The sequence below is a fragment of the Chryseobacterium pyrolae genome, assembly GCF_025153485.1.
Classification (GTDB): Bacteria; Bacteroidota; Bacteroidia; order Flavobacteriales; family Weeksellaceae; genus Chryseobacterium; species Chryseobacterium antibioticum.
Window position 1 is genome coordinate 81,282 of the sequence record NZ_JANZQH010000009.1, and the last position, 20,337, is coordinate 101,618.

The window sequence follows — 20,337 nt, forward strand, 5'->3', positions numbered from 1 at the left end:
ACAAATACATCGACCCTTATTCAGCGCGGTATAGGCTTTGTTTTACAAATATTTCATATAGCGGTCACATCTTTTATCCTATCATTTTAGATCAATGACTTCTTTCATTAAATATTGGGGATCTGGTTATTCTGATAAATAAATAACTACATGTTTATTCATTGATGAAAGCTTATTTGCGGTCAAAAAGAGAAGTCTTCAATTTCATGTTTTATGATTTTTTTTACTAATTTAAAACCTCTGATGGTTTATGATATCAGTCTGGTCCATTGAGGAAGATATTTGAATAGTTCTGATTTTTGGACATTAAAGTTTAGGGGTATTGTTATACATGCCAATGTATATACACGTATAAATATTGTAATAAAAATGTACGACAGGGATTTAATAAAAATGCATCAATGTTCAAAATGCTTTGGGAATTATAGTAAATTCAATTTGAAGCATCTTGGGTAGATTTTAAATCTATCTACTTCAAATTAATTCTATGGATGAAATAGAATCGTTTAATAAAACGATTATGCTATCTAGCCGTAAAGCAGACTAGATATTTTTCGCTTATTAATTATTGAGTAGCTTGTAAATTCTACTTCGGTTTCTATGTAAATTATTAAGTGGATGTTGTCATATTTCGACAGTGATTCTCAAAATATGCAAGACCTGTTTATCATAAAATATCAGATAAACTAGCTTAAAGTTTTAAAGAAATTATATAAATTGACGTCAGAAGAAATATTGAGCTTTTTTCTTAATCTTCCTTTCTTAATTTGTACTGATCGATGTTGTATAAATGAAAAATCAGCAATATCTTTTGAAGAAAGGCCAAGTAGGATCATCCCACATAATGATAATTCGGATCTTGTCAGTTCAGAGTTATGTTTGAAAAGGTTTTGAAAGAAAGTAGGATGTGTCTCCTCAAATCTATTGAGAAATTTAATGTCATTATTTTTTGCTAAACTAAGTAACTCGGCAAAATATTCATTAGGTATTGTGCTTCTGAGTTCTGGTTGTTTTTCTTCCAATGTAGGAATAGAAGAATCTTTATTTTTTTGTTTTTTTGTGTATTTGAAGAATAAAATAACAAGTACTCCCAGAATTGAAAGAAAGATAATCAGATAAAGTACTGTGTATTTAGTAACCGAATAGTCATTCTTTTCTATAGCTTCGCTTACTGAAATGTCTATTGCTTCATTTCCAGATCTTTTTAAGCTGTCGCTCAATTGATTATATTTTATTAAATATTCATTCTCCTTTTCAAATTGATTAAGTTCTTTATATGCTAGTGCAGTTTTTTGATACACTTCAGGCAGCTTATTTATTCTTCTTGTTTTCTTTAAAATTACAAGAGATTTCTCATAAAACTCTAAAGCTTTGGTATAATCTTTTTGTTTAAAACATAATTCAGCATAATAAAAGTATATAGTACCAGGTCTTATTGTTAAATTATCCCTCTTTTTTAATAAGATGAGCGCATTATTAATATAGAATGAAGCGGAGTCCAGATTATTGGTCTGTCGTAGATGATAATTGCCTATTAAGGCACTGTTAAGAGCAGAAGGATCTACATCAAAACCTTTATGATAATAATGGAGGGCAGAATCTTTATTGGTATTAAGCAGAAAATCAGCTCTCTGTTCATAGATATTCCCTAACAACCATCCTTTTTCATCTAATTTGTTACCATAATAGATTGCTTTAGAATTGTATTTTAAAGCAGTAGATGTCAATCCTATGACATAGTTCATTTGCCCATATTCATGGTATAATCTTGTGTAGACAAAGTTGTCATTGATTCCGGACGCTATTTTTTCAGCTAATTTTAAGAAATGTTGGCTTAATTTATAATTTCCAATGGTCCCAAATATATTAGAAAGATTGATATAAGCTAAAGCTTCCCCTTTTTTATAATTTTCTTCTTTTGAAAGTTTGATTATTTCATTATTAAGAGATATAACCTCTTCCTTTTTTCCCTCTAACCTAAGTCTATCACTTTTGTTTAAGGCAAGGTTTATATCAGTAATATTATTCTTTTCATTACATCCGTTCAGAAATACTAAAACTATTAAAAGCCCCAGGAATAATCTCTTATATTTTAACTTTAATAGTAGACACATGTTATAATTTTAATATTTCTTATGATTTTTTATCATAAAATTGCAAAAATGAAGCCAACTAAATTCATTGTCAGCCTTATTGGAGACGATATTTGACAACAGCTTCGTTGAACCATACTCCTGGCTTTTCCCGCATCATGGATGAAATTGGTGACCTGATCTACCAAAGATAACCCACCTTCCTGTGATGCCAGGCTATCAAATAGAGTATAGCGCTTGTTTCTCTAATCGTCTTTCCCTTTCAAGTATTTTTGACGGCTAATTCCGTTTCTTCATCAATTGTATTCTGTTGACAGTACCTGCATTTTTATTAATTTTCAATAACATGCCTCATAAAACTACGATATATCGTAGTTTATTTTTATTTGGCATGTATTTAAATTTTTGATTTTCAATGTTTTATATTTCTAGTGTACTTCTTGTAATTAATTTTCGTGAATTTAATTATCAATCAAAAATAATCTACAACAATGAGTACACTAAAATTAAAAGACGGAACAGAAATTTTCTACAAAGATTTTGGAACAGGACAGCCTGTTATGTTTCACCATGGGTGGCCTTTATCATCTGATGACTGGGATGCGCAGATCATGTTCTTTTTGCAAAAAGGATATCGGGTAATCGCTTTCGACAGAAGAGGACATGGCCGTTCAGGTCAGACCACTACCGGGCATGAGATGGAAACATATGCTGCTGATGTAGCCGAATTAACTGAATATCTGGATTTAAAAGATGCGATCCATGTTGGACACTCAACCGGTGGAGGTGAGGTGATCCGTTACGTAAACAAATATGGTAAAGACAGAGTTGCCAAAGCAGTTTTAATCAGTGCTGTTCCACCGGTAATGGTAAAAAGTGAAAACAATCCTGATGGTGTTCCCATGGAAGTTTTCGATGATATCAGAACCCAAACTCTTACCAACAGACAGCAGTTTTATATTGATTTAACATTTCCTTTTTACGGCTACAACAGAGAAGGAGCTGTGGTAAAAGAAGGAGTGCAGAGAAACTGGTGGAGACAGGGAATGATGGGAAGTATCCTTGCCCATTATGAATGTATAAAAGCATTCTCAGAAACCGATTTTACAGAAGATTTAAAAGCTGTTGATATTCCTGTTTTAGTATTACACGGAGAAGATGACCAAATTGTTCCTTATCAAAATGCAGGTGTAAAATCTGCCAAATTACTGAAAAACGGGACACTGATTACTTATCCGGGATTTCCCCATGGAATGCCGACTACGCAAGCGGAAACTATTAACAATGATATCCTTGAATTTATAAAAAAGTAAAAGGTTTTATTCAGTATGTGTGTGAAATAGTGATTTATTCTAACCCAGAAAGTTTTATGGAAAATTCAAATACAAAACAAGCAGCATTTAATCCTGAAGATTTTTCAATTGTACCGGCCCGCAGTTTTGATGAACTGGCAGTGGGTGATGTATTCAGGGCTCCAAGCAGAACATTGACAGACGCTCATGCTTCAGCTTTTCAAACCGTATCATGTGATAACCACCCCATACATTATGATGCGGAATATGCCAAAAGATATGGGCACGAGGCGCCGGTGGTTCATGGTTTACAGGTTTTGGCCTTTACCGCACCGGGAGCAACCTTGCTGCCACATTATTTTGGAAAGGTTTTCATCAGCTTTTTAGAACTTTCATGTAATTTCCTGAAAGAGGTTCATTCCGGAGACACTTTATATTCTTCGCTCACGATTACAGATTTGAGTCCGCAGGGAGATCGAGGGATTGTGACGACAAAAGTAACGGTATACAACCAAAAATCAGAACTTGTACTGGAAGGCCAGCATAAATACTTATTGAAGAGATAAATTACAACCTATGACAACAGTTAATATCTGATGTTCTTTTTGAATTCTCTGCCTCATCCTTCCAAAAGAAATCATCTTTCGAATATGGGGCAGCGGATTGAAAAAATCTCTGTCAATCACCACAATACGCATGAGTCGGATGTGACTTTTTAAATAATCTCTAAATACTTTATATCATGAAAATTAAATCAATGATCAGTGCTGTCATTTTATTAACGACACTATTCGTTTCGTGCACTATGAAAGATAAATCTGGAAAAAGCACTGAAAAAACAGCCACAGCAAGAGCAGAATATATAGAAGTTGAACCTAATGTAAGGCTGCATATTACCGATCTGGGCGAAGGAAAACCAGTTGTTTTGATCCACGGATATCCTTTGAGTGACGCTTCCTGGGAATATCAATACCATGCTCTGGTAAAAGAAGGCTATCGGGTAATCGGAATTACTTTGAGAGGTTTCGGACAGTCTGATAAACCTTATGGAAAATACAATTACGATCAATTTGCTGCTGACATCAAAACGGTTCTTGATCAATTAAACATTCAGGATGCCACACTGGGCGGGCATTCCATGGGAGGTGCAATTGCCTTGCACTATGTCGCAAAATATAACAGTGCACACGTCAGCAAATTGGCCTTATTTTCAGCTGCCGCCCCTTGCCACACTAAAAAAACTGATTATCCTTATCCGTTTTTTACCAAAGAAGACATCTCAAAATGGATTGAATTAAACAACACAGACAGACCTGCATTATTGGCAGCCATAGGTGAAAAATTTGTGTATTCTCCAACCTCTGTTTCTCCTGGAATTGGAGCCTGGCTGGGCAGTATCGAGATGCAGTCCTCTCCATATGCAATGGAACAGGCATTAATTGCTTTAAGAGATGAAGACCTGCGTGGCGATCTTCCAAAAATTAAAATACCCACTTTAATTCTGCACGCGAAAGAAGACAAAATTGTGTCTTTTGCCTTAGCGGAACAAATGCATAAAGCGATTTCAGGATCTCAATTGGTTCCTTTTGACAAAAGCGGACACGCTTCATTCCTGGAAGAAAAAGATAAGTTTAATGCAGAATTCATCAAATTTTTGAAACAATAAATACGGCCAATACTTATAGTCTTTAACCAGAAAATATACATAATAACAAACAAATAAATTTATGAAACCATCAACTAAACTACTTTCTCCGGATAATCATGCGCTTGTATTGATCGATTTTGAAGGTCAAATGGCATTTGCAACCAAAAGTATCTCAATGAACGAACTCCGTAATAATGTCGCTGTACTCTGCGGAGCTTCCAAAATATTTAATGTGCCTACGATTGTAACCACCGTTGCCGAAGAAAGTTTCTCAGGACCTGTTTTCCCTGAAATTGAAGAAGCATATCCTATCGCAACTTCAAGGTATATCGACAGAACAACCATGAATACCTGGGAAGATGAGGCCGCTTATAAAGCCATCGTAGCCACTCAGAAACAGAAGTTGGTTTTCGCAGGATTATGGACGGGTGTGTGCATCGTAGGCCCTGCATTATCCGCACTTGAAGAAAATTATGATGTGTACGTAATTACCGATGCCTGCGGTGATGTAAGTGATGAAGCGCATGAAAGAGCCATTCAGAGAATGATTCATTCAGGAGTAAAACCGATGACTTCCATCCAGTATATTTTAGAACTTCAAAGAGATTGGGCACGTCAGGAAACCTATGTTCCTGTGACTGATTTAATGAAAAAATATGGGGGTTCTTATGGGTTGGGAATTCACTATGCTCACCACATGCTGAACCATTAATAGATATATGAAATTTTCAAGGTTGAGATCTGCACATTACATATTGTCTGTAAAAACAATCATCTTTCTGCTCTTTTTATTTTCTGAAAACTTATCTGCCCAGAGTTTCAAGCTCCTGCGTTACGATGAGAATTATGAATATTTAAAAGATTCTTCAGATATTTTTTATAACAGTGTAAAATTTCTTCCCCTTAATGAAAAGAAAGATATCTATCTGTCTTTTGGAGGAGAAGCACGCTATGAATATGCAGATTTCAACAATGAAGATTGGGGAAGACTGAATATCGGCCACAATAACTTTTTTCTACAGCGGTATGATCTTCATGGAGATTTGCATTTAGGAAAAAACATCAGAGTGTTTTCACAAATCAGAAGTGCTTTACAGAACGGAAGGAAAAACGGCTCACGGGGGATTGATGAAGATCAGTTGAGCGTTCAAAATCTTTTTATTGACGCTAATCTGGTTAATAAAACAGATCAGAAATTAACCTTCAGGCTGGGACGTCAGGAACTTGATTACGGTTCGGGAAGATTAATCTCTGTAAGAGAAGGCCCCAATGCAAGACTTTCTTTTACCGGAGCTAAAGTGATGTATTCCCATAAAAATGTTTCTGTGGATGCTTTCGCCATGATGGCAGATAGTATCAATGCCGGAGTTTTCGATAATAAGATTTCAAAACAGCTCAATCTTTGGGGTGTTTATTCTAAAATCATTTTTCCACAAGCCGGAAATCTCGATCTGTATTATATCGGAACACGAAGAGACGAATCCGTTTTTGAATCCGGGACAGCAAAAGAAAAACGCCATACGATCGGAGGGAGATTTTGGAAATATGGCGGCGGATTGATCTATAATCTTGAAGCAGCGTATCAGTTTGGAAGTTTTGGAGACCAGCGTATCAGTGCCTGGACAGCTTCTGTAGATATTGGCTATCTGTTTGAAAATATACCATTCAGACCCAGTATAAATCTTAGGAACGATTATATTTCCGGAGACCAGTCAAAAGATGATGGAAAGCTTCAGACATTTAATCCTCTCTATCCAAAAGGCGGTTATTTCGGGTTCAGCCCACAGATCGGACCGGTCAATCTTATTGATATTCATCCTTATGCAACATTGGACTTAACGTCTAAACTCAAAATGCAGATGGATGTTGTTTTCAACTGGCGGTATTCTCTTCAGGATGGAGTTTACAGACCAAGCGGAGTACTCAATCGTCCGGGTAGCAGTTCACATAAAAGATATATCGGAACAGCATATTTAACCAATTTCACTTACAGCTTTAATCGTTATTTCTCTCTGGTGAGCGGAATTCAGTACTTCAGAAAGGGAGTTTTTATTGAAGAGATTATCCCCAATGCTAAAAGCGGTGTCTTTTACAATATCCGTTTGGGATTCAAATTTTAATCATTACTAAAATCATTTATTATGCAAAATTCAATGTCAAAATATTTTAATTGGTCCAAAGCGATTTTTGTCGCATTGATTCTGACAAGTTCAGCAACCCAGTTCATTTCAGCGCAAACCGTGACTGAAACAAAAGCAACGGTAGGAACAACTACAACATGGGGAAAAGTAGACGGGGTTTCTGTGGTGGGTCTTGTACAGGGACCTTCTGCAGCAGTAGCAGACCTTCAGATTGCCTGTGTTTTTGAATATACGGAGGGAGATATTTTCAATCCACCCGCACTTCCTGCCGAACTGAACGGAATGGTTCACTTGGATGAAGCATTAAAAGGAATCATTACAGAAGTCAGAAAAAAAGGTCAGTTCAAAGGATATGCTTTGGAAACATTACTGATAACCCCACCGAAAGGAAGTTTAGCCTCTAAAAAACTGTTGTTGATAGGGTTGGGCGACAGAAATTCTTTCGATGCCGGATTAATGAAAAAAGTAGGAAGCGTTGCAATGAGAGAAGCTTTAAAACTGAACGTAAAAACCGTTTCTTTTGCCAGCGATATTAAAGATGCCGGAATAGACTCTCCCACGGCATTGGTTGCAGGAAATGTGGTTTTAGGAGCGTTTGATGCTTACCGTACACAATCATACCTGAATATTCAGCATTTATCGGGAAAAATGGAGCTGCAGAAACTGATATTGCTTGCAGGTCCGTCATTTTTCAGTGTTGCAGGAGGCGGAATTAAAGATGCTATTTCAAAACTGAACACCAAATAATTCTTATGAAAGCAGATCTTATTTTATATAACGGGAAGATTCACAGCTTCAGTAAAGAAATTTCTGATATTTCAGCTGTTGCCATGAGTGAAGGTAAAATTATCGCGCTGGGAAATGACGGATTGGTAGACCAGTTTGCAGATGCAGCCACAGAGATTATCGATCTTAAAAAGAAAAGAGTTGTTCCGGGAATTAATGATTCTCATATTCACCTGATCCGGGGAGGATTAAATTATAATCTCGAATTAAGATGGGACGGTGTTCCTTCGTTAGCCGACGCTCTCCGCATGCTTAAAGAACAGGTTGACCGTACACCTTCACCTCAATGGGTACGTGTTGTCGGTGGATGGTCAGAGTTTCAGTTTGCGGAAAGAAGAATGCCTACCTTAGAAGAAATCAATGCGATTGCTCCGGAAACCCCCGTTTTTATCCTGCATTTGTACGACAGAGCATTGATGAACAGAGCGGCATTAAAAGCAGTGGGGTATACCAAAAATACTCCGGCTCCTCCCGGCGGGCAGATTGAAAGAGATTCAAATGGCGAACCAACAGGACTTATTATTGCGACACCCAATGCAATGATCTTATATTCAACATTGGCAAAAGGTCCAAAACTATCATACGAGCATCAGGTAAATTCTACCAGGCATTTTATGAAAGAGCTGAACCGGTTTGGAATCACAAGTGTAATAGACGCGGGCGGTGGTTTCCAAAACTTCCCCGATGATTATCAGGTGGTGAATGAACTGAATGAAAAAAAACAGCTAACGGTACGCATTGCCTATAATCTGTTTACTCAAAAACCAAAAAATGAGTTTGAGGATTTCAGCGAATGGATTGACACGGTGAAGCTTTACCAGGGCGATGATATGTACCGTCATAACGGAGCCGGAGAAATGCTGGTTTTCTCTGCCGCAGATTTCGAAGATTTCTTGCAGCCGAGACCGGACCTTCCGGAAAATATGGAAGCTGATCTCGAAAAAGTTGTCCGTTTATTAGTTGAAAACAGATGGCCTTTCAGACTTCATGCGACTTATAATGAAAGCATCACAAGATTCTTAAATGTTTTCGAAAAGGTAAATCAGGATATTCCTTTCAATGGGCTTCCGTGGATTTTTGATCATGCTGAAACCATTGATGAAAGAAATATTGAAAGAGTAAAAATGCTCGGCGGCGGAATTGCCATCCAAAGCAGAATGGCGTACCAGGGAGAATATTTTACAGACCGGTATGGTTCAACAGCAGCTGAAAATACGCCGCCCATAAAGAAAATGCTTGAAATGGAAGTGCCTGTTGGTGGTGGCTCAGACGCTACCAGAGTCAGCAGTTACAATCCCTGGGTGTCTATGTACTGGCTTACGGTCGGGAAAACGGTTGGCGGACTTCAGTTGTATCACGAAACGAGGCTGGATAGAGCAGTTGCCCTGGAATTGTATACCAAAGGAAGTGCGTGGTTTTCTCAGGAACAGCAGAAAAAAGGAGATATCCAGATAGGAATGTTGGCTGATCTGGCAGTTCTTGATAAAGATTATTTCACAATTGACGATGAAGAAATCAAAAATATAGAATCAGAAATGACCATCGTTAACGGTAAAATTGTCTACGCAAAAGGAGAATTTTCATCATTCGCGCCACCATCCATTCCAGTTCTTCCGGACTGGTCGCCTACTAATTTATACAATGGTTATTATCCTGCGGGCGGACATTTGCAGAAAGAGATTGAAAAAAATGTAAAAGTACCTTTAACTTCACAGGTACACAGCTGTGCCGGAAGCTGCGACATACATCATCACAGTCACGATGCGGCAAGAATGAGTTCTGTCCCGGTTAATAATTATCATTCATTCTGGGGTGCATTGGGATGCTCCTGTTTCGCCTTTTAAACATTAAAAATTATGGAAATTTTAAAACAGATCTTTGAGTCGGATTTAGGATCGTCCTATAATGATTTTGCTTTTCTGATCTTTCGCGTACTCTTTGCCTTTCAGTTATTCAGAGTTCACGGACTGAAAAAATTCAGGCTTGAAAACGGGCAGAAAGAAATCATTCCGAATCCTCTCGGACTTCCGGAAAAAATGAATGCTTTGGTGGCTTCGTTGGCTGATTTGGTGGTTCCTTTTCTCATTATTTTAGGTTTGGGAACAAGGCTCGCGGTATTGCCTACAATTGGCGTAACGGCGATCGGCTATTTCATCGTTCACAGAAAAGATTCTCTGGAAGTACGGGATGTACCTTATATGTACACGTTGTCTTTACTATTAATTCTTGCTTTAGGAGCAGGGAAATATTCACTCGATTATTATTTATTAAATATACTTTAAAATGAAAACCTCAATAGGAATAAAAAATGAAAACTTGGCGAAAGTCGCTGAAGTATTGGTTCAGACATTGGCAGATGAATTTGTGCTCTACACCAAAACAAAAAAAGCCCACTGGAATGTGGAAGGTGCAGATTTCTATAACAAACATCTGTTTTTTGAAGCGCAATACGGGCAGTTGGATGCGATCATTGATGACCTTGCGGAAAGAATCAGAACATTAGGTCATTATGCGCCGGCTACATTAAGAGAATATCTTGCCCTGACTCATTTGTCTGAGCATCACTTAGAATCCAATGACAGCCTTACATATATGAAAGAACTTCTTTCTGATCACGAAAGTATTTTGATCCATCTTCGTGGACACATTGAAAATTTTGCTGTTGAATTTCATGATGCAGGAACCAGCGATTATATCACCGGATTATTGGAAACCCACGAAAAAATGGCTTGGATGCTCCGTTCACATTTAAAATAAAAATATGGAACTAAAGAATAATATAGGTTTTGTCACCTTACTCTTAACCATGATCGCGGGATATTGTGATACGGTAACATTTGTATCGGCGGATGCTGTTTTTTCAGCGCATGTTACGGGAAACTTTATTGTATTTGCCTATCAGTTTGTCAAAGGTTCTGATGTTCACGCATGGGTAAAGCTGCTTACTTTTCCTGTTTTTATTCTGGCAGTCATTACAGGAGGACGAATTGCTAACAGGGTTACGAATCATTATACCATTCTATTTTGCGAAGGATTCTTGCTCTTATTAAGTGGAATTACCGTAGCTATATTGAGTTATGCCGGTATTTTTACGGAATGGATGATGTATGCCGTTGCCATGGTTGCTGTTTTTGCGATGGGACTTCAGAATGCTTTCGGTAAATTGTATGCTAAAGAAACACACGGACCCACTACCATGATGACCGGAAATGTTACCCAGGCATCACTGGATTTTGGAACATTGCTGAAGAATAGCTTTAATGATGCTGATGCAATGACGAGTTTAAAGAAACAGCTTATTTTAATTATAGGATTTCTAACTGGATGTTTTTTAGGAGCTTTTGCAGGAAAACAGTTCGGTCTTGTAACGCTGGTTTTACCGGGTTTGGCGATGATCATCTGCTATCTGTATCACCGTAAAATCCAGTAATAAAAGCTGGCAAATAATTGGATAATGAATTATCTTTAAAAAATGAATTTCACCCTTTATTTTATTAATCAAAATCCACTAAAGGTATTTTATTTTTCACTGGTTTTGTTGTTTTTAAGTATCACATTAAAAGCGCAGACCAGGGAAAATCCTGTCCTGTTGAGAAAGCAGATCTCTTCTTCTAAAAATAACACACAGAAAACAGCTTTATTGCTGAGGTTGAGTGATTATTATATAACCAAACAGGGAGAAGTGAAAAAAGATCTCGACAGTGCAGCAATCCTTACCAAAGAAGCACATCTGCTGAGTGTGAAAACAGGAGATAAGCTGAACAAAGGGAAATCAATGTTTCTGGATGCGAAAATTGATAAAGAAAGAGGAAATAAAACGGCCGCCTTTTCAAAAATGAAACAGGCTGTCAATTATTTTGAAACCAATAAAATGAAGGAACAGACGGGAGAAGGATACGAAGAGCTTTCTTTTATGTATGATAATGATCCCAAAAATAGGGATGCTAAAATAAAGCTTAAAGAAAAAGCTCTTGCGCTCTATGAAAATTCAGGGGCAAAATTAAAGCAGGGTTCGGTTCTGAAAGATCTGGGGGAACTTTATAATATAATGGAAAATCCGGATAAGTCCATACCATTGCTTAAAGAAGCTTTATCCGTGTATCAATCGGTTAAGTTTAAAGAACTGCAGGGGGTTTATAATTTCCTTTCTCAGGCTGAGGTTCAGAAAGCAGATTACGAGGAGGCTTTACGTTACGGACTTTTAGCAGAAAAAACAGCGGAAAGTCTCAATGATAACTCTTTACAGATGAGTTCCATATACAATCATACAGGAATGGTTTACTATTATCTGCGTCAAAATGACGATGCTATAAAATATTGGAAAAAAGCATTAGCCATTGCAAAAAAGAACAGCGATAATTCATACATACGCACAGTAGCCAACAATATTTCTACGATGTTGATCAGGCAAAGGAAATTCGAGGAAGCGATTGCCATGATTAAAGAGTACAAAGCCCGGTATCCGATTACAGACCAGGAATTTGAAATGACTGAAAATTATATTCTCTTCAGTACCTATACCATTCTTAAAAAATTAAATAATGCTGAATTTTATTATAAGATACTGGTGAATTATTATGGTGAAAACGGAGAAAAAAATAACAAGCAGATTTCACTGTTGAGGAGCTTTGTTTTTTATCATTATCAGACCAGAAATTACAATGCCATGTATCGGGAGGCAAAGCTTTTTGATTCAATAGCCAGGAAAAACGGGAATGACATGCTTCGTTCTGAAAACCATTTGATTTGGTTTAAAGCAGATTCTACCCGGGGAAAATATCTTGATGCGATTGGGCATTACCAAATGTATAAAAAACTCTCTGATTCTGTTTTTAACGGCGAAAAAAGCAAGCAGATCAACAGTTTGAAAATCCAGTTTGAAACAGATCAGAAAGATAAAAATATCCAATTGCTTACCCAAAAAGGGAAAGTTCAGGAAATTCAGATTACCAATGATACTTTTGTAAAATACATTTTTATAGGAAGTATTCTGGTACTGATTATTTTTGCCGCCTTGCTTTACAACCGCTCAAGACTGAAAAGTAATGCCAATAAAAAGCTTGAACTGAAACGTAAGCAGATTGATGAACAGAATGAACAGCTGAAAAAACTGCTGGCCGAAAAAGAATGGCTGCTGAAGGAAATTCATCACCGGGTAAAGAACAATCTGCAGATCGTGATCAGTCTTTTGAATACACAGTCAGCGTATCTGGAGAATGAAGATGCTTTAATGGCTATTCAGAACAGCCAGCACAGGATGCACGCCATGTCTTTGATTCATCAGAAATTGTATCAGTCGGATAATCTGTCAATGATAGATATGTCGTGGTATATTTATGAATTAATCAGTTACATCAGGGAATGCTATTCATCAGAAAAGAAGGTCAGCTTTACGATGGATATTGACAAGGTTTTTCTGGATGTTTCGCAGGCTGTACCCATGGGACTTATTGTGAACGAAGCTATAAACAATACCGTGAAATACGCATTTCCTGAAAACCGGAAAGGAGAGGTTATCGTCACTTTTAAAAGTGTTGGAAAAGACGATTTCGAATTGATAGTTTCCGATAATGGAGTAGGACTACCGGAAGGGTTTAACATTGATGAAACCGAATCTCTAGGTATGAATCTTATGAGAGGATTAACCGACCAGCTCGACGGAACTTTTCTCCTGGAAAATAAAAGCGGTTTAAAGATCATCATCACATTTAGGAAAAAAACAGAAATTGATATTTCAAAATAAGAGATTGAAATTTAAATCAAAATGAAAGAAAAAATTTTAATTGTAGAAGACGAATTCATCGTAGCCAATGATCTCAAGATCATGCTGATAAAAGCGGGTTACCAGATCACAGGGATTGCCTCTTCAGTCGTTCAGGCCAGAAAATTAATGGCAGAAAATAAACCCGATTGGGTCCTTCTTGATATTATGCTGAAAGGCGATCTTACAGGAATAGATCTTGCCTGGGAACTACGGGAAATCAGCCTGCCTTTTCTTTATATTTCAGCCAACACCAACCAGTCAACGCTGGAAGCCGTCAAAGAAACCCAGCCTTATGGATTTATGGTTAAACCTTTCCGTGAGCGTGACCTGATCGTCATGCTTGATATTGCCAAATACCGTTTCGATATTGAGAAAGGCAATGAATTGGTGAAAACCATTGATAATGATATCATCGAAGGAATTATCGGAAAAAGCAGCAGCCTTCAGGATGTTGTTGAAAAAATAAGAGTAGTTGCCCCTACCGATACTTCCGTGCTTGTGGTGGGAGAAAGCGGAACCGGAAAAGAAAAAGTGGCGCATTCTGTACACGAGCTTTCGGAACGAAAGGCTCAGCCTATTGTTGTGGTAAACTGTGCTGCATTACCTCATTCTCTCATTGAATCTGAACTTTTTGGTCACGAGAAAGGAAGTTTTACAGGTGCCAATACCATGAGAATCGGAAAATTTGAACAGGCAGACGGAGGAACCGTTTTTCTGGATGAAATTGGTGAATTACCATTGGACTCCCAGGTAAAACTTCTGCGAGTACTGCAGGAAAAGGAAATCGAAAGGTTGGGCGGAAATAAAACCATCAAAGTCAATGTAAGGATTGTTGCAGCGACCAACCGTTCTTTAGAAAAAGAAGTAGCTGAAGGAAGATTCAGACTGGATTTATATTACCGGTTAAATGTTTTCCCTATCGAACTGCCGCCATTAAGAGAAAGAAAAGAAGATATTGAATTGTTAGCTCATTTTTTCCTGACCAAGTATGCATCAGCTTCAAGACGGAATATTACTTCTATAAGTGCAAAAGCTTCAGATCAGCTGCATAGCTACCACTGGCCGGGAAATATAAGAGAACTGGAGCATCTCATTGAAAGAAGTGTTCTCCTGGCAAAGACAACAGAAATTGAAAACTTTGATCTTCCCAACATCACAGAAAAACCTTCTGATCAACCTCAGGGCCAATTAAAGTCGATGGAGGAAATGGAAAGAGATCATATTCTGAATGCCCTGCAAAACTCCAACGGGAAAGTTTCAGGAATAGGAGGAGCCGCTGAATTATTGAAAATCCAGCCCCAGACGCTTTATTCTAAAATGAAAAAACTGGGAATCGATAAGGGATATAAATAAACCTGGATAAAGAAAAATAATTTACACGTTTAATGTTGCTGAAGTCACTTATGGATAAGTGATGCATTTTTCATGCAATTTTCACCCCAATTTAGTTAAAAAATAGTCAACAATTATGGAAAAAGAAACCGTCAGAATAGAGGGATTTAGTGATGCTGTTTTTGCAATTGCGGTAACACTTTTGGTTTTGGATCTTCACTTACCGGAAGAACATTTGATAAAAAACGGAAATGATCTTTTTATCTTCATGAAGAGTCAATGGCCTGTATTTTTAGCCTTTATCCTTTCTTTTTTCAGCATTTTTATAATGTGGGTCAATCATCACAAGATTTTCAAACAGATCTACAGCCGTAATTCAGCCATTATGTTTGCCAACGGACTGATTCTCTTTTTAGTTTCTGCAGTTTCTTATCCTACCGCCTTATTGGCCAGATATTTCAACGGAGAAGCGTCTTCTATGGTTGTGGCTATGTATACGGGAATTTTTGTTCTGATCAATTTTGCCTATAACTTACTTTGGTTTTTAGCCAGCCGCAATAAAAAACTTTTACGTCCGGGAATTACCGATGCCGCCATTAAAAAAATCCGGAACAATTACCTGTATGGTTTCCCGATCTATCTTATTGCATTGATTTTCTCTTTTTGGATTCCTGCGGTCTCTCTAATGATCATTTTAGGGTTGTGGATTTTCTGGGCCTTATCTTCCGGGAAAATTGAAATGAGTATAAATGAATCGGAATGATTAACGGCTTCACAGCAGTTTTTAGGGTTCATTCCTTTTATTGAAATAATGCTCCTTCTGTATTCCTAGTTTTTGCATTTTAGAAATCAGTGTGGTAGCCGGTACTCCTAATAATAAAGCTGCTCCCTGCGGCCCGAAAATTCGTCCGTTGCATTTTTCAACAGTTTTTAGAATATGTTCTTTCTCCACCTCATGTAATGTTTTACTTAGAAAAGGCGGATCAGCTGTTTTTTGCTCAAAAATTTTCGGTAAATCCATTTCTCTGATCGTGCTGTCTTTTGCCGTAAGAATGCTTCTTTCAATCATGTTTTCCAGCTCACGGATATTTCCCGGCCACGTATTTTTACTCATGGCATGGATTACTTTTTGGGAAAAGCCACTGATCTTTTTACCTGTTTTCAGGTTGATTTTTTTTAGAAAATAATGGGCCAGTAACGGGATGTCATCTTTTCTGTCGCGCAATGCAGGTAAGTGAATGGGGAAAACATTAAGTCGGTAGAACAGGTCGCTTCTGAATCTTCCTTCAGCAACCTCTTTTTCCAGAATACGGTTGGTGGCAGCAATAATTCGCACATTAACTTTGATCGTTTTATTTCCTCCGATTCTTTCAATTTCTTTCTCCTGCAAAACCCTCAGTAATCTTCCCTGAAGAGCTAAAGGCAGTTCCCCAATTTCATCCAGAAAAATAGTGCTGTTATTAGCCTGTTCAAATTTCCCTTTACGCTGTTCCGTAGCACCCGTAAAACTGCCTTTCTCATGCCCGAAAAGCTCACTTTCTATAAGATTGGCAGGAATAGAGGCACAATTAATTCTGATCATTGGGTGATGAGACGAAGAAGAAAGCTCATGGATAGCCAGTGCTATCAGTTCTTTTCCGGTTCCTGTTTCTCCATAGATGATCACATTGGATGGTGAAGAGGCTACCTGAGAAATTTGCTGATAAATCTGCTGTATGCTTTCACTGTCCCCAATGATTCCGTTAAACCCTTCTTTATTTTTTCTATCATCTTTTCTAACAGGCTTCATCTCTTTTTGAGGATCGGTTGCAGAGATATGAAAAGCATCCATCTTTTCCGAGAAAAGAATATTTCTGATCGTGATTGACAGCTGTGTAGAGATACCTCCCAATAGCCTTTCTAGCCGTCCATTGAATTCAGTGAAATTTTTATACAAAAGGAAAATCACGTTTTTATGATCTCCGACAGATGGTAAGCAAAATCCCACTGCCGTAAGCATTCCCAGTTTTTTTGCACGGGTAAAGTAAGGTATTGATACTTTCTTTTCAGAGAAGTCCTTAAGGTAAAAAGAAACAGGTTCCGGTGATTGTATGCATTGCTCGAAACACATATCCAGTGAATCGGAATGGGTATCATTCTCTTCAGTGATGAAAGAGCTGTAGAAAATCTGCTGTTTATGATCCTTTGCAGTAAGGATCACCACTTCATTAAACAGAAATTCCTTTTTAAAGGATTGATGCAAAACAAGACTGATATGTTTTTTATCTAAAACTTTCGCAAAGGCAGTATTAATAGATGAAATTACCAGATGATCCTTCTGCATTTCCTGAAGCCGGGTCATTAAATCAATGTTTTGATCAGACTGTTTATTCATAGGGATCTATTGTTGAAAGGCTAAAGGTAGGGAAAACGGAACTATTTTGGAATAACAAGAGATAGGTTATGTGGCCTGCTCTGTCGGATTCACACGTTTTCTTTACTTATAAATTGTTTTTTAGATTTGGAAAATAAAAGAAGCATACATAAAGCATTTACAAAAAGGATTCGAATCCCTTTCTCCATAGAAAAGCCCTGGGAATCTTTGATTCCCAGGGCTTTTTATTTCTAAATGATAAGTATTATTTTTGTAATTCTTAGCTTAATACATCACACGGTACGATACAGATCACCCAGGGGCATCTTTTTATTCCCGGAGGTGGACAACATGCTTCGGAACAACTCAATGCTCCGCCATTGATACTTTTCAACTGATCTCTTGAAATTTTCTTATAATTTTTCATAATAAAGTAATTGGGTTAACATTAAAATTTAGGGCTGGTTTCCGCCGCCACATCCGTCGTATGGCCTGCATTGCCACTTTCCGCCGATCAGGCATAGCTGACCACCCGTGCAGTTGATACCCCCTTTAATGGTTTTCATTTCCTGTCTGTTGATTTTTTTTAAATTTTTCATAAAAATAAGGTTTAGTTCTATTCGAAATTAATAAATTTTCCTCAACTAAGTGAAATAATTCTGAAAATATTGATCCTTTATAGTATTAAAAAATCTTAAAAGACGTAATAGATGCTCCATTATAATTCCTATGTTTCTGGAGAAAGATCCATATCATTTGATTTTCCATATCTTGTCATACCAATCTTTTTTGCTGTTGATAGCCAGCTCAAAATCGGGCTCAATGGGCATTGTTTGTATTTTTTTGAAAGCATAGTTCCCAATTTCTGTTAAGGCAGGTTTTAACTGGGACCAGCATCTTCCTCCCTTTTCATACGCCCAGTTTATTGGGATATCAGGATGATGGGTTTCATCGAAATCTCGGAGTTCAAAATCGGCAGGATTACAGTTTCGCTGTATCCATGTTTCCGGTTTAAATAATTGGGCACTATCGAAATCTCCTTCTGCGATAAACTCTTCATATTGTTGTTGATCAAATTCATTTGACTGCCGTACTTGCAGCACTGAATTCTGTTGGCTGTCGAAACTGATAGCACTTGCAGCTGCATTGGGATCTGTCCAGATGCTGACAGTATAAATGACAAATTCCGGTTTTTCTGCTTTCAGCCTTTCTATTGCTTTATCCACCATAGATTTCATTTCGGTCAGGTAATTTTCTTTGTCAAAGGTCATGTCAGATGTTTTTTGTTTTATAAAATTACATAAAGATTCAATGCCGATTTGAAAATACAATTTCGTCTGGCATTAATATAAAAAAGAGGACCAAAATTAGCCCTCTTTTATTTTTCCATAAAATATGGTATCTAATAAAATATTTTAGTTACGTAAAAACTGACCAATATCTGAAGAGTCAAAAGTAAAAGCCGATTGATTTTCAGATTTGTCTAACTTTTTACTGATCGTCAGCGCCCATAAAACCAATTCTTTGCAGAAATTTTGATCTTCTACGCTTAATTCTGAAGTATTTTCTTCCACGACGGTAACTAAAGGAGTTATGCTGTTGAGTTTAGCATAGAATTCCTCATCTGTATCGGTGTAATTCAGTTCAAGGTGGTTTTTGTTAAACCATTTGATGATGTCGGTGTACGGTGTTTTGATACCTTCTTTTTCCAGTTTGGAGATACGGGGGAATAAACTTTCAAATTGGATCATCACTGCCTGGTCTATTAATATTTTCGCTACATAATCTGCCCCTTCCTGCTCACCCTCATACACCAATTCAATTTTTCCTGTGATAGATGGAATAATCGACATAAAATCTAGCAGGCGAACCGTAGTTTTTTCAACATCTGATTCTATCAGACGTAATTTTGCTGCAGCCACTAAATTTTCCATGGCGCTAATGGTAAGGCGTGCACTTACGCCACTTTTCGCATCTACATATTCGCTGGTACGGGCTGCAAAAGCTACTTCTTCCAAAAGATCTTTTGCCAAACCGGGAATGTGGATCTGTGATTGATCTTCAGCTGAAATCATAGCTTCCTGTTCTGTAATCTGTCTGGCAAGCGCAATAGTTTTTGGATAGTGTGTGAAAATTTGCGACCCGATTCTATCCTTCAGCGGGGTTACAATACTTCCACGATTGGTATAATCTTCAGGATTGGCAGTAAAGACAAACTGGATGTCAAGAGGCATTCTCAGCTGAAATCCACGAATCTGAATATCACCTTCCTGCAAAATATTAAATAAGGAAACCTGAATTCTCGCCTGTAGATCCGGTAGCTCATTCAGAACAAAAATAGAACGGTTGGCACGGGGAATCATTCCGTAATGTAAAACACGCTCATCAGAATATGGCAGTTTTAAAGTCGCTGCTTTTATGGGATCTATATCGCCAATTAAATCCGCAACATTCACATCAGGTGTAGCCAGTTTTTCAAAGAAACGGTTCGAGCGGTGTACCCACGAAATCGGAGTTTCATCACCATGCTCAGCAATAAGATCCCTGGCGTATTTTGAGATAGGCTGAAATGGGCTGTCATTGATCTCAGAGCCTTTTACGATAGGCATATATTCATCAAGAAGGTTCACCATACTTCTCGCAATTCTGGTTTTGGCCTGTCCCCGCAACCCCAGCAGATTGATGTGATGACCGGCAAGAATAGCTTTTTTCAACTGAGGAATTACCGTATCTTCATATCCCCAAAGACCTTCAAATACAGGTTCTTTAGCTTTGATTCTGGCAATTAAATTCGCCTGAATTTCCTGATTAATCGTTTGATCTGTATATCCTGAATTTTTTAATTCTTTGAATGTAATATCGTTTTTCATTTTCTTTTTAAGTAATAATAATTATGTAATGAGAATTTTTTAATTGTAACACCTAGAT

At 37.5% G+C, this 20,337-nt stretch carries 19 protein-coding genes; 13 read left to right on the forward strand and 6 right to left on the reverse strand.

The genetic code is table 11. The annotated features are described in order from the left end of the window. Positions 1–686: 686 nt before the first annotated feature. Positions 687–2,114 carry a LuxR C-terminal-related transcriptional regulator gene (locus tag NZD88_RS17305; RefSeq protein ID WP_259830790.1) on the reverse strand — a complete coding sequence of 476 codons (1,428 nt, stop codon included), beginning with the start codon at positions 2,112–2,114 and terminating at the stop codon, positions 687–689. A gap of 470 nt (positions 2,115–2,584) precedes the next feature. Between NZD88_RS17305 and NZD88_RS17310 the strand changes: the two genes are divergently transcribed. From NZD88_RS17310 to NZD88_RS17370, 13 genes are all read left to right on the forward strand, one after another. Then, positions 2,585–3,406 carry an alpha/beta fold hydrolase gene (locus NZD88_RS17310; protein ID WP_259830793.1) on the forward strand — a complete coding sequence of 274 codons (822 nt, stop codon included), beginning with the start codon at positions 2,585–2,587 and terminating at the stop codon, positions 3,404–3,406. Between the two features lie 56 nt (positions 3,407–3,462). After that, positions 3,463–3,951 (forward strand): MaoC family dehydratase, encoded by a 489-nt coding sequence (locus NZD88_RS17315; RefSeq protein WP_259830794.1) that lies wholly within the window; start codon positions 3,463–3,465, stop codon positions 3,949–3,951. 176 nt (positions 3,952–4,127) lie between these two features. Then, entirely contained in the window at positions 4,128–5,051 is a 924-nt protein-coding gene (locus tag NZD88_RS17320; protein WP_259830796.1) for an alpha/beta fold hydrolase, read from the forward strand. A 61-nt stretch (positions 5,052–5,112) separates the two neighbouring features. Continuing rightward, entirely contained in the window at positions 5,113–5,745 is a 633-nt protein-coding gene (locus tag NZD88_RS17325; RefSeq protein WP_259830798.1) for a hydrolase, read from the forward strand. A 7-nt stretch (positions 5,746–5,752) separates the two neighbouring features. Further along, positions 5,753–7,153 (forward strand): alginate export family protein, encoded by a 1,401-nt coding sequence (locus tag NZD88_RS17330; protein ID WP_259830800.1) that lies wholly within the window; start codon positions 5,753–5,755, stop codon positions 7,151–7,153. 21 nt (positions 7,154–7,174) lie between these two features. Further along, a complete protein-coding gene (locus tag NZD88_RS17335) occupies positions 7,175–7,921 on the forward strand; it encodes a M17 family peptidase N-terminal domain-containing protein (protein WP_259830802.1) in 747 nt (248 codons plus the stop codon). Positions 7,922–7,926: 5 nt separating this feature from the next. Further along, positions 7,927–9,804, forward strand: a complete 1,878-nt coding sequence (locus NZD88_RS17340) for an amidohydrolase (RefSeq protein WP_259830804.1) — start codon at positions 7,927–7,929, stop codon at positions 9,802–9,804. A gap of 12 nt (positions 9,805–9,816) precedes the next feature. Next, positions 9,817–10,242 carry a DoxX family protein gene (locus NZD88_RS17345; RefSeq protein WP_259830805.1) on the forward strand — a complete coding sequence of 142 codons (426 nt, stop codon included), beginning with the start codon at positions 9,817–9,819 and terminating at the stop codon, positions 10,240–10,242. A 1-nt stretch (position 10,243) separates the two neighbouring features. Next, positions 10,244–10,717 carry a Dps family protein gene (locus NZD88_RS17350; RefSeq protein ID WP_259830806.1) on the forward strand — a complete coding sequence of 158 codons (474 nt, stop codon included), beginning with the start codon at positions 10,244–10,246 and terminating at the stop codon, positions 10,715–10,717. A 4-nt stretch (positions 10,718–10,721) separates the two neighbouring features. After that, the gene (locus NZD88_RS17355) at positions 10,722–11,390 is read left to right on the forward strand and encodes a YoaK family protein (RefSeq protein ID WP_259830807.1); all 669 of its coding nucleotides are present in this window, start codon (positions 10,722–10,724) and stop codon (positions 11,388–11,390) included. A 42-nt stretch (positions 11,391–11,432) separates the two neighbouring features. Next, positions 11,433–13,703, forward strand: a complete 2,271-nt coding sequence (locus NZD88_RS17360) for a tetratricopeptide repeat-containing sensor histidine kinase (RefSeq protein WP_259830808.1) — start codon at positions 11,433–11,435, stop codon at positions 13,701–13,703. Positions 13,704–13,724: 21 nt separating this feature from the next. After that, the gene (locus NZD88_RS17365; RefSeq protein ID WP_259830809.1) at positions 13,725–15,077 is read left to right on the forward strand and encodes a sigma-54-dependent transcriptional regulator; all 1,353 of its coding nucleotides are present in this window, start codon (positions 13,725–13,727) and stop codon (positions 15,075–15,077) included. Between the two features lie 115 nt (positions 15,078–15,192). Then, positions 15,193–15,819 (forward strand): TMEM175 family protein, encoded by a 627-nt coding sequence (locus tag NZD88_RS17370; protein WP_259830810.1) that lies wholly within the window; start codon positions 15,193–15,195, stop codon positions 15,817–15,819. Positions 15,820–15,840: 21 nt separating this feature from the next. Here the strand turns inward: NZD88_RS17370 and NZD88_RS17375 are convergent, their stop codons facing one another. From NZD88_RS17375 to NZD88_RS17390, 5 genes are all read right to left on the reverse strand, one after another. Then, positions 15,841–17,430: a sigma-54 interaction domain-containing protein gene (locus NZD88_RS17375; RefSeq protein ID WP_259830811.1), complete on the reverse strand. Its 1,590-nt coding sequence runs from the start codon at positions 17,428–17,430 to the stop codon at positions 15,841–15,843. A gap of 259 nt (positions 17,431–17,689) precedes the next feature. Continuing rightward, complete coding sequence (locus NZD88_RS21385) at positions 17,690–17,836, reverse strand: bacteriocin-like protein (protein WP_423738669.1); 147 nt, start codon at positions 17,834–17,836, stop codon at positions 17,690–17,692. A 28-nt stretch (positions 17,837–17,864) separates the two neighbouring features. After that, positions 17,865–18,008, reverse strand: a complete 144-nt coding sequence (locus NZD88_RS17380; RefSeq protein WP_259830812.1) for a bacteriocin-like protein — start codon at positions 18,006–18,008, stop codon at positions 17,865–17,867. Positions 18,009–18,161: 153 nt separating this feature from the next. Then, on the reverse strand, positions 18,162–18,680 hold the full coding sequence (locus tag NZD88_RS17385; RefSeq protein ID WP_259830813.1) for a hypothetical protein: 519 nt from the start codon (positions 18,678–18,680) through the stop codon (positions 18,162–18,164). Positions 18,681–18,824: 144 nt separating this feature from the next. Then, on the reverse strand, positions 18,825–20,279 hold the full coding sequence (locus NZD88_RS17390; protein ID WP_259830814.1) for a sigma 54-interacting transcriptional regulator: 1,455 nt from the start codon (positions 20,277–20,279) through the stop codon (positions 18,825–18,827). Positions 20,280–20,337: the final 58 nt, after the last annotated feature.

Coding starts and splice junctions, on each gene's coding strand:
- NZD88_RS21385 (WP_423738669.1), bottom strand. CDS start 17,836: ATGAAAAATTATAAGAAAATTTCAAGAGATCAGTTGAAAAGTATCAAT.
- NZD88_RS17320 (WP_259830796.1), top strand. CDS start 4,128: ATGAAAATTAAATCAATGATCAGTGCTGTCATTTTATTAACGACACTA.
- NZD88_RS17385 (WP_259830813.1), bottom strand. CDS start 18,680: ATGACCTTTGACAAAGAAAATTACCTGACCGAAATGAAATCTATGGTG.
- NZD88_RS17330 (WP_259830800.1), top strand. CDS start 5,753: ATGAAATTTTCAAGGTTGAGATCTGCACATTACATATTGTCTGTAAAA.
- NZD88_RS17380 (WP_259830812.1), bottom strand. CDS start 18,008: ATGAAAAATTTAAAAAAAATCAACAGACAGGAAATGAAAACCATTAAA.
- NZD88_RS17315 (WP_259830794.1), top strand. CDS start 3,463: ATGGAAAATTCAAATACAAAACAAGCAGCATTTAATCCTGAAGATTTT.
- NZD88_RS17340 (WP_259830804.1), top strand. CDS start 7,927: ATGAAAGCAGATCTTATTTTATATAACGGGAAGATTCACAGCTTCAGT.
- NZD88_RS17310 (WP_259830793.1), top strand. CDS start 2,585: ATGAGTACACTAAAATTAAAAGACGGAACAGAAATTTTCTACAAAGAT.
- NZD88_RS17345 (WP_259830805.1), top strand. CDS start 9,817: ATGGAAATTTTAAAACAGATCTTTGAGTCGGATTTAGGATCGTCCTAT.
- NZD88_RS17370 (WP_259830810.1), top strand. CDS start 15,193: ATGGAAAAAGAAACCGTCAGAATAGAGGGATTTAGTGATGCTGTTTTT.
- NZD88_RS17350 (WP_259830806.1), top strand. CDS start 10,244: ATGAAAACCTCAATAGGAATAAAAAATGAAAACTTGGCGAAAGTCGCT.
- NZD88_RS17375 (WP_259830811.1), bottom strand. CDS start 17,430: ATGAATAAACAGTCTGATCAAAACATTGATTTAATGACCCGGCTTCAG.
- NZD88_RS17390 (WP_259830814.1), bottom strand. CDS start 20,279: ATGAAAAACGATATTACATTCAAAGAATTAAAAAATTCAGGATATACA.
- NZD88_RS17325 (WP_259830798.1), top strand. CDS start 5,113: ATGAAACCATCAACTAAACTACTTTCTCCGGATAATCATGCGCTTGTA.
- NZD88_RS17360 (WP_259830808.1), top strand. CDS start 11,433: ATGAATTTCACCCTTTATTTTATTAATCAAAATCCACTAAAGGTATTT.
- NZD88_RS17305 (WP_259830790.1), bottom strand. CDS start 2,114: ATGTGTCTACTATTAAAGTTAAAATATAAGAGATTATTCCTGGGGCTT.
- NZD88_RS17365 (WP_259830809.1), top strand. CDS start 13,725: ATGAAAGAAAAAATTTTAATTGTAGAAGACGAATTCATCGTAGCCAAT.
- NZD88_RS17335 (WP_259830802.1), top strand. CDS start 7,175: ATGCAAAATTCAATGTCAAAATATTTTAATTGGTCCAAAGCGATTTTT.
- NZD88_RS17355 (WP_259830807.1), top strand. CDS start 10,722: ATGGAACTAAAGAATAATATAGGTTTTGTCACCTTACTCTTAACCATG.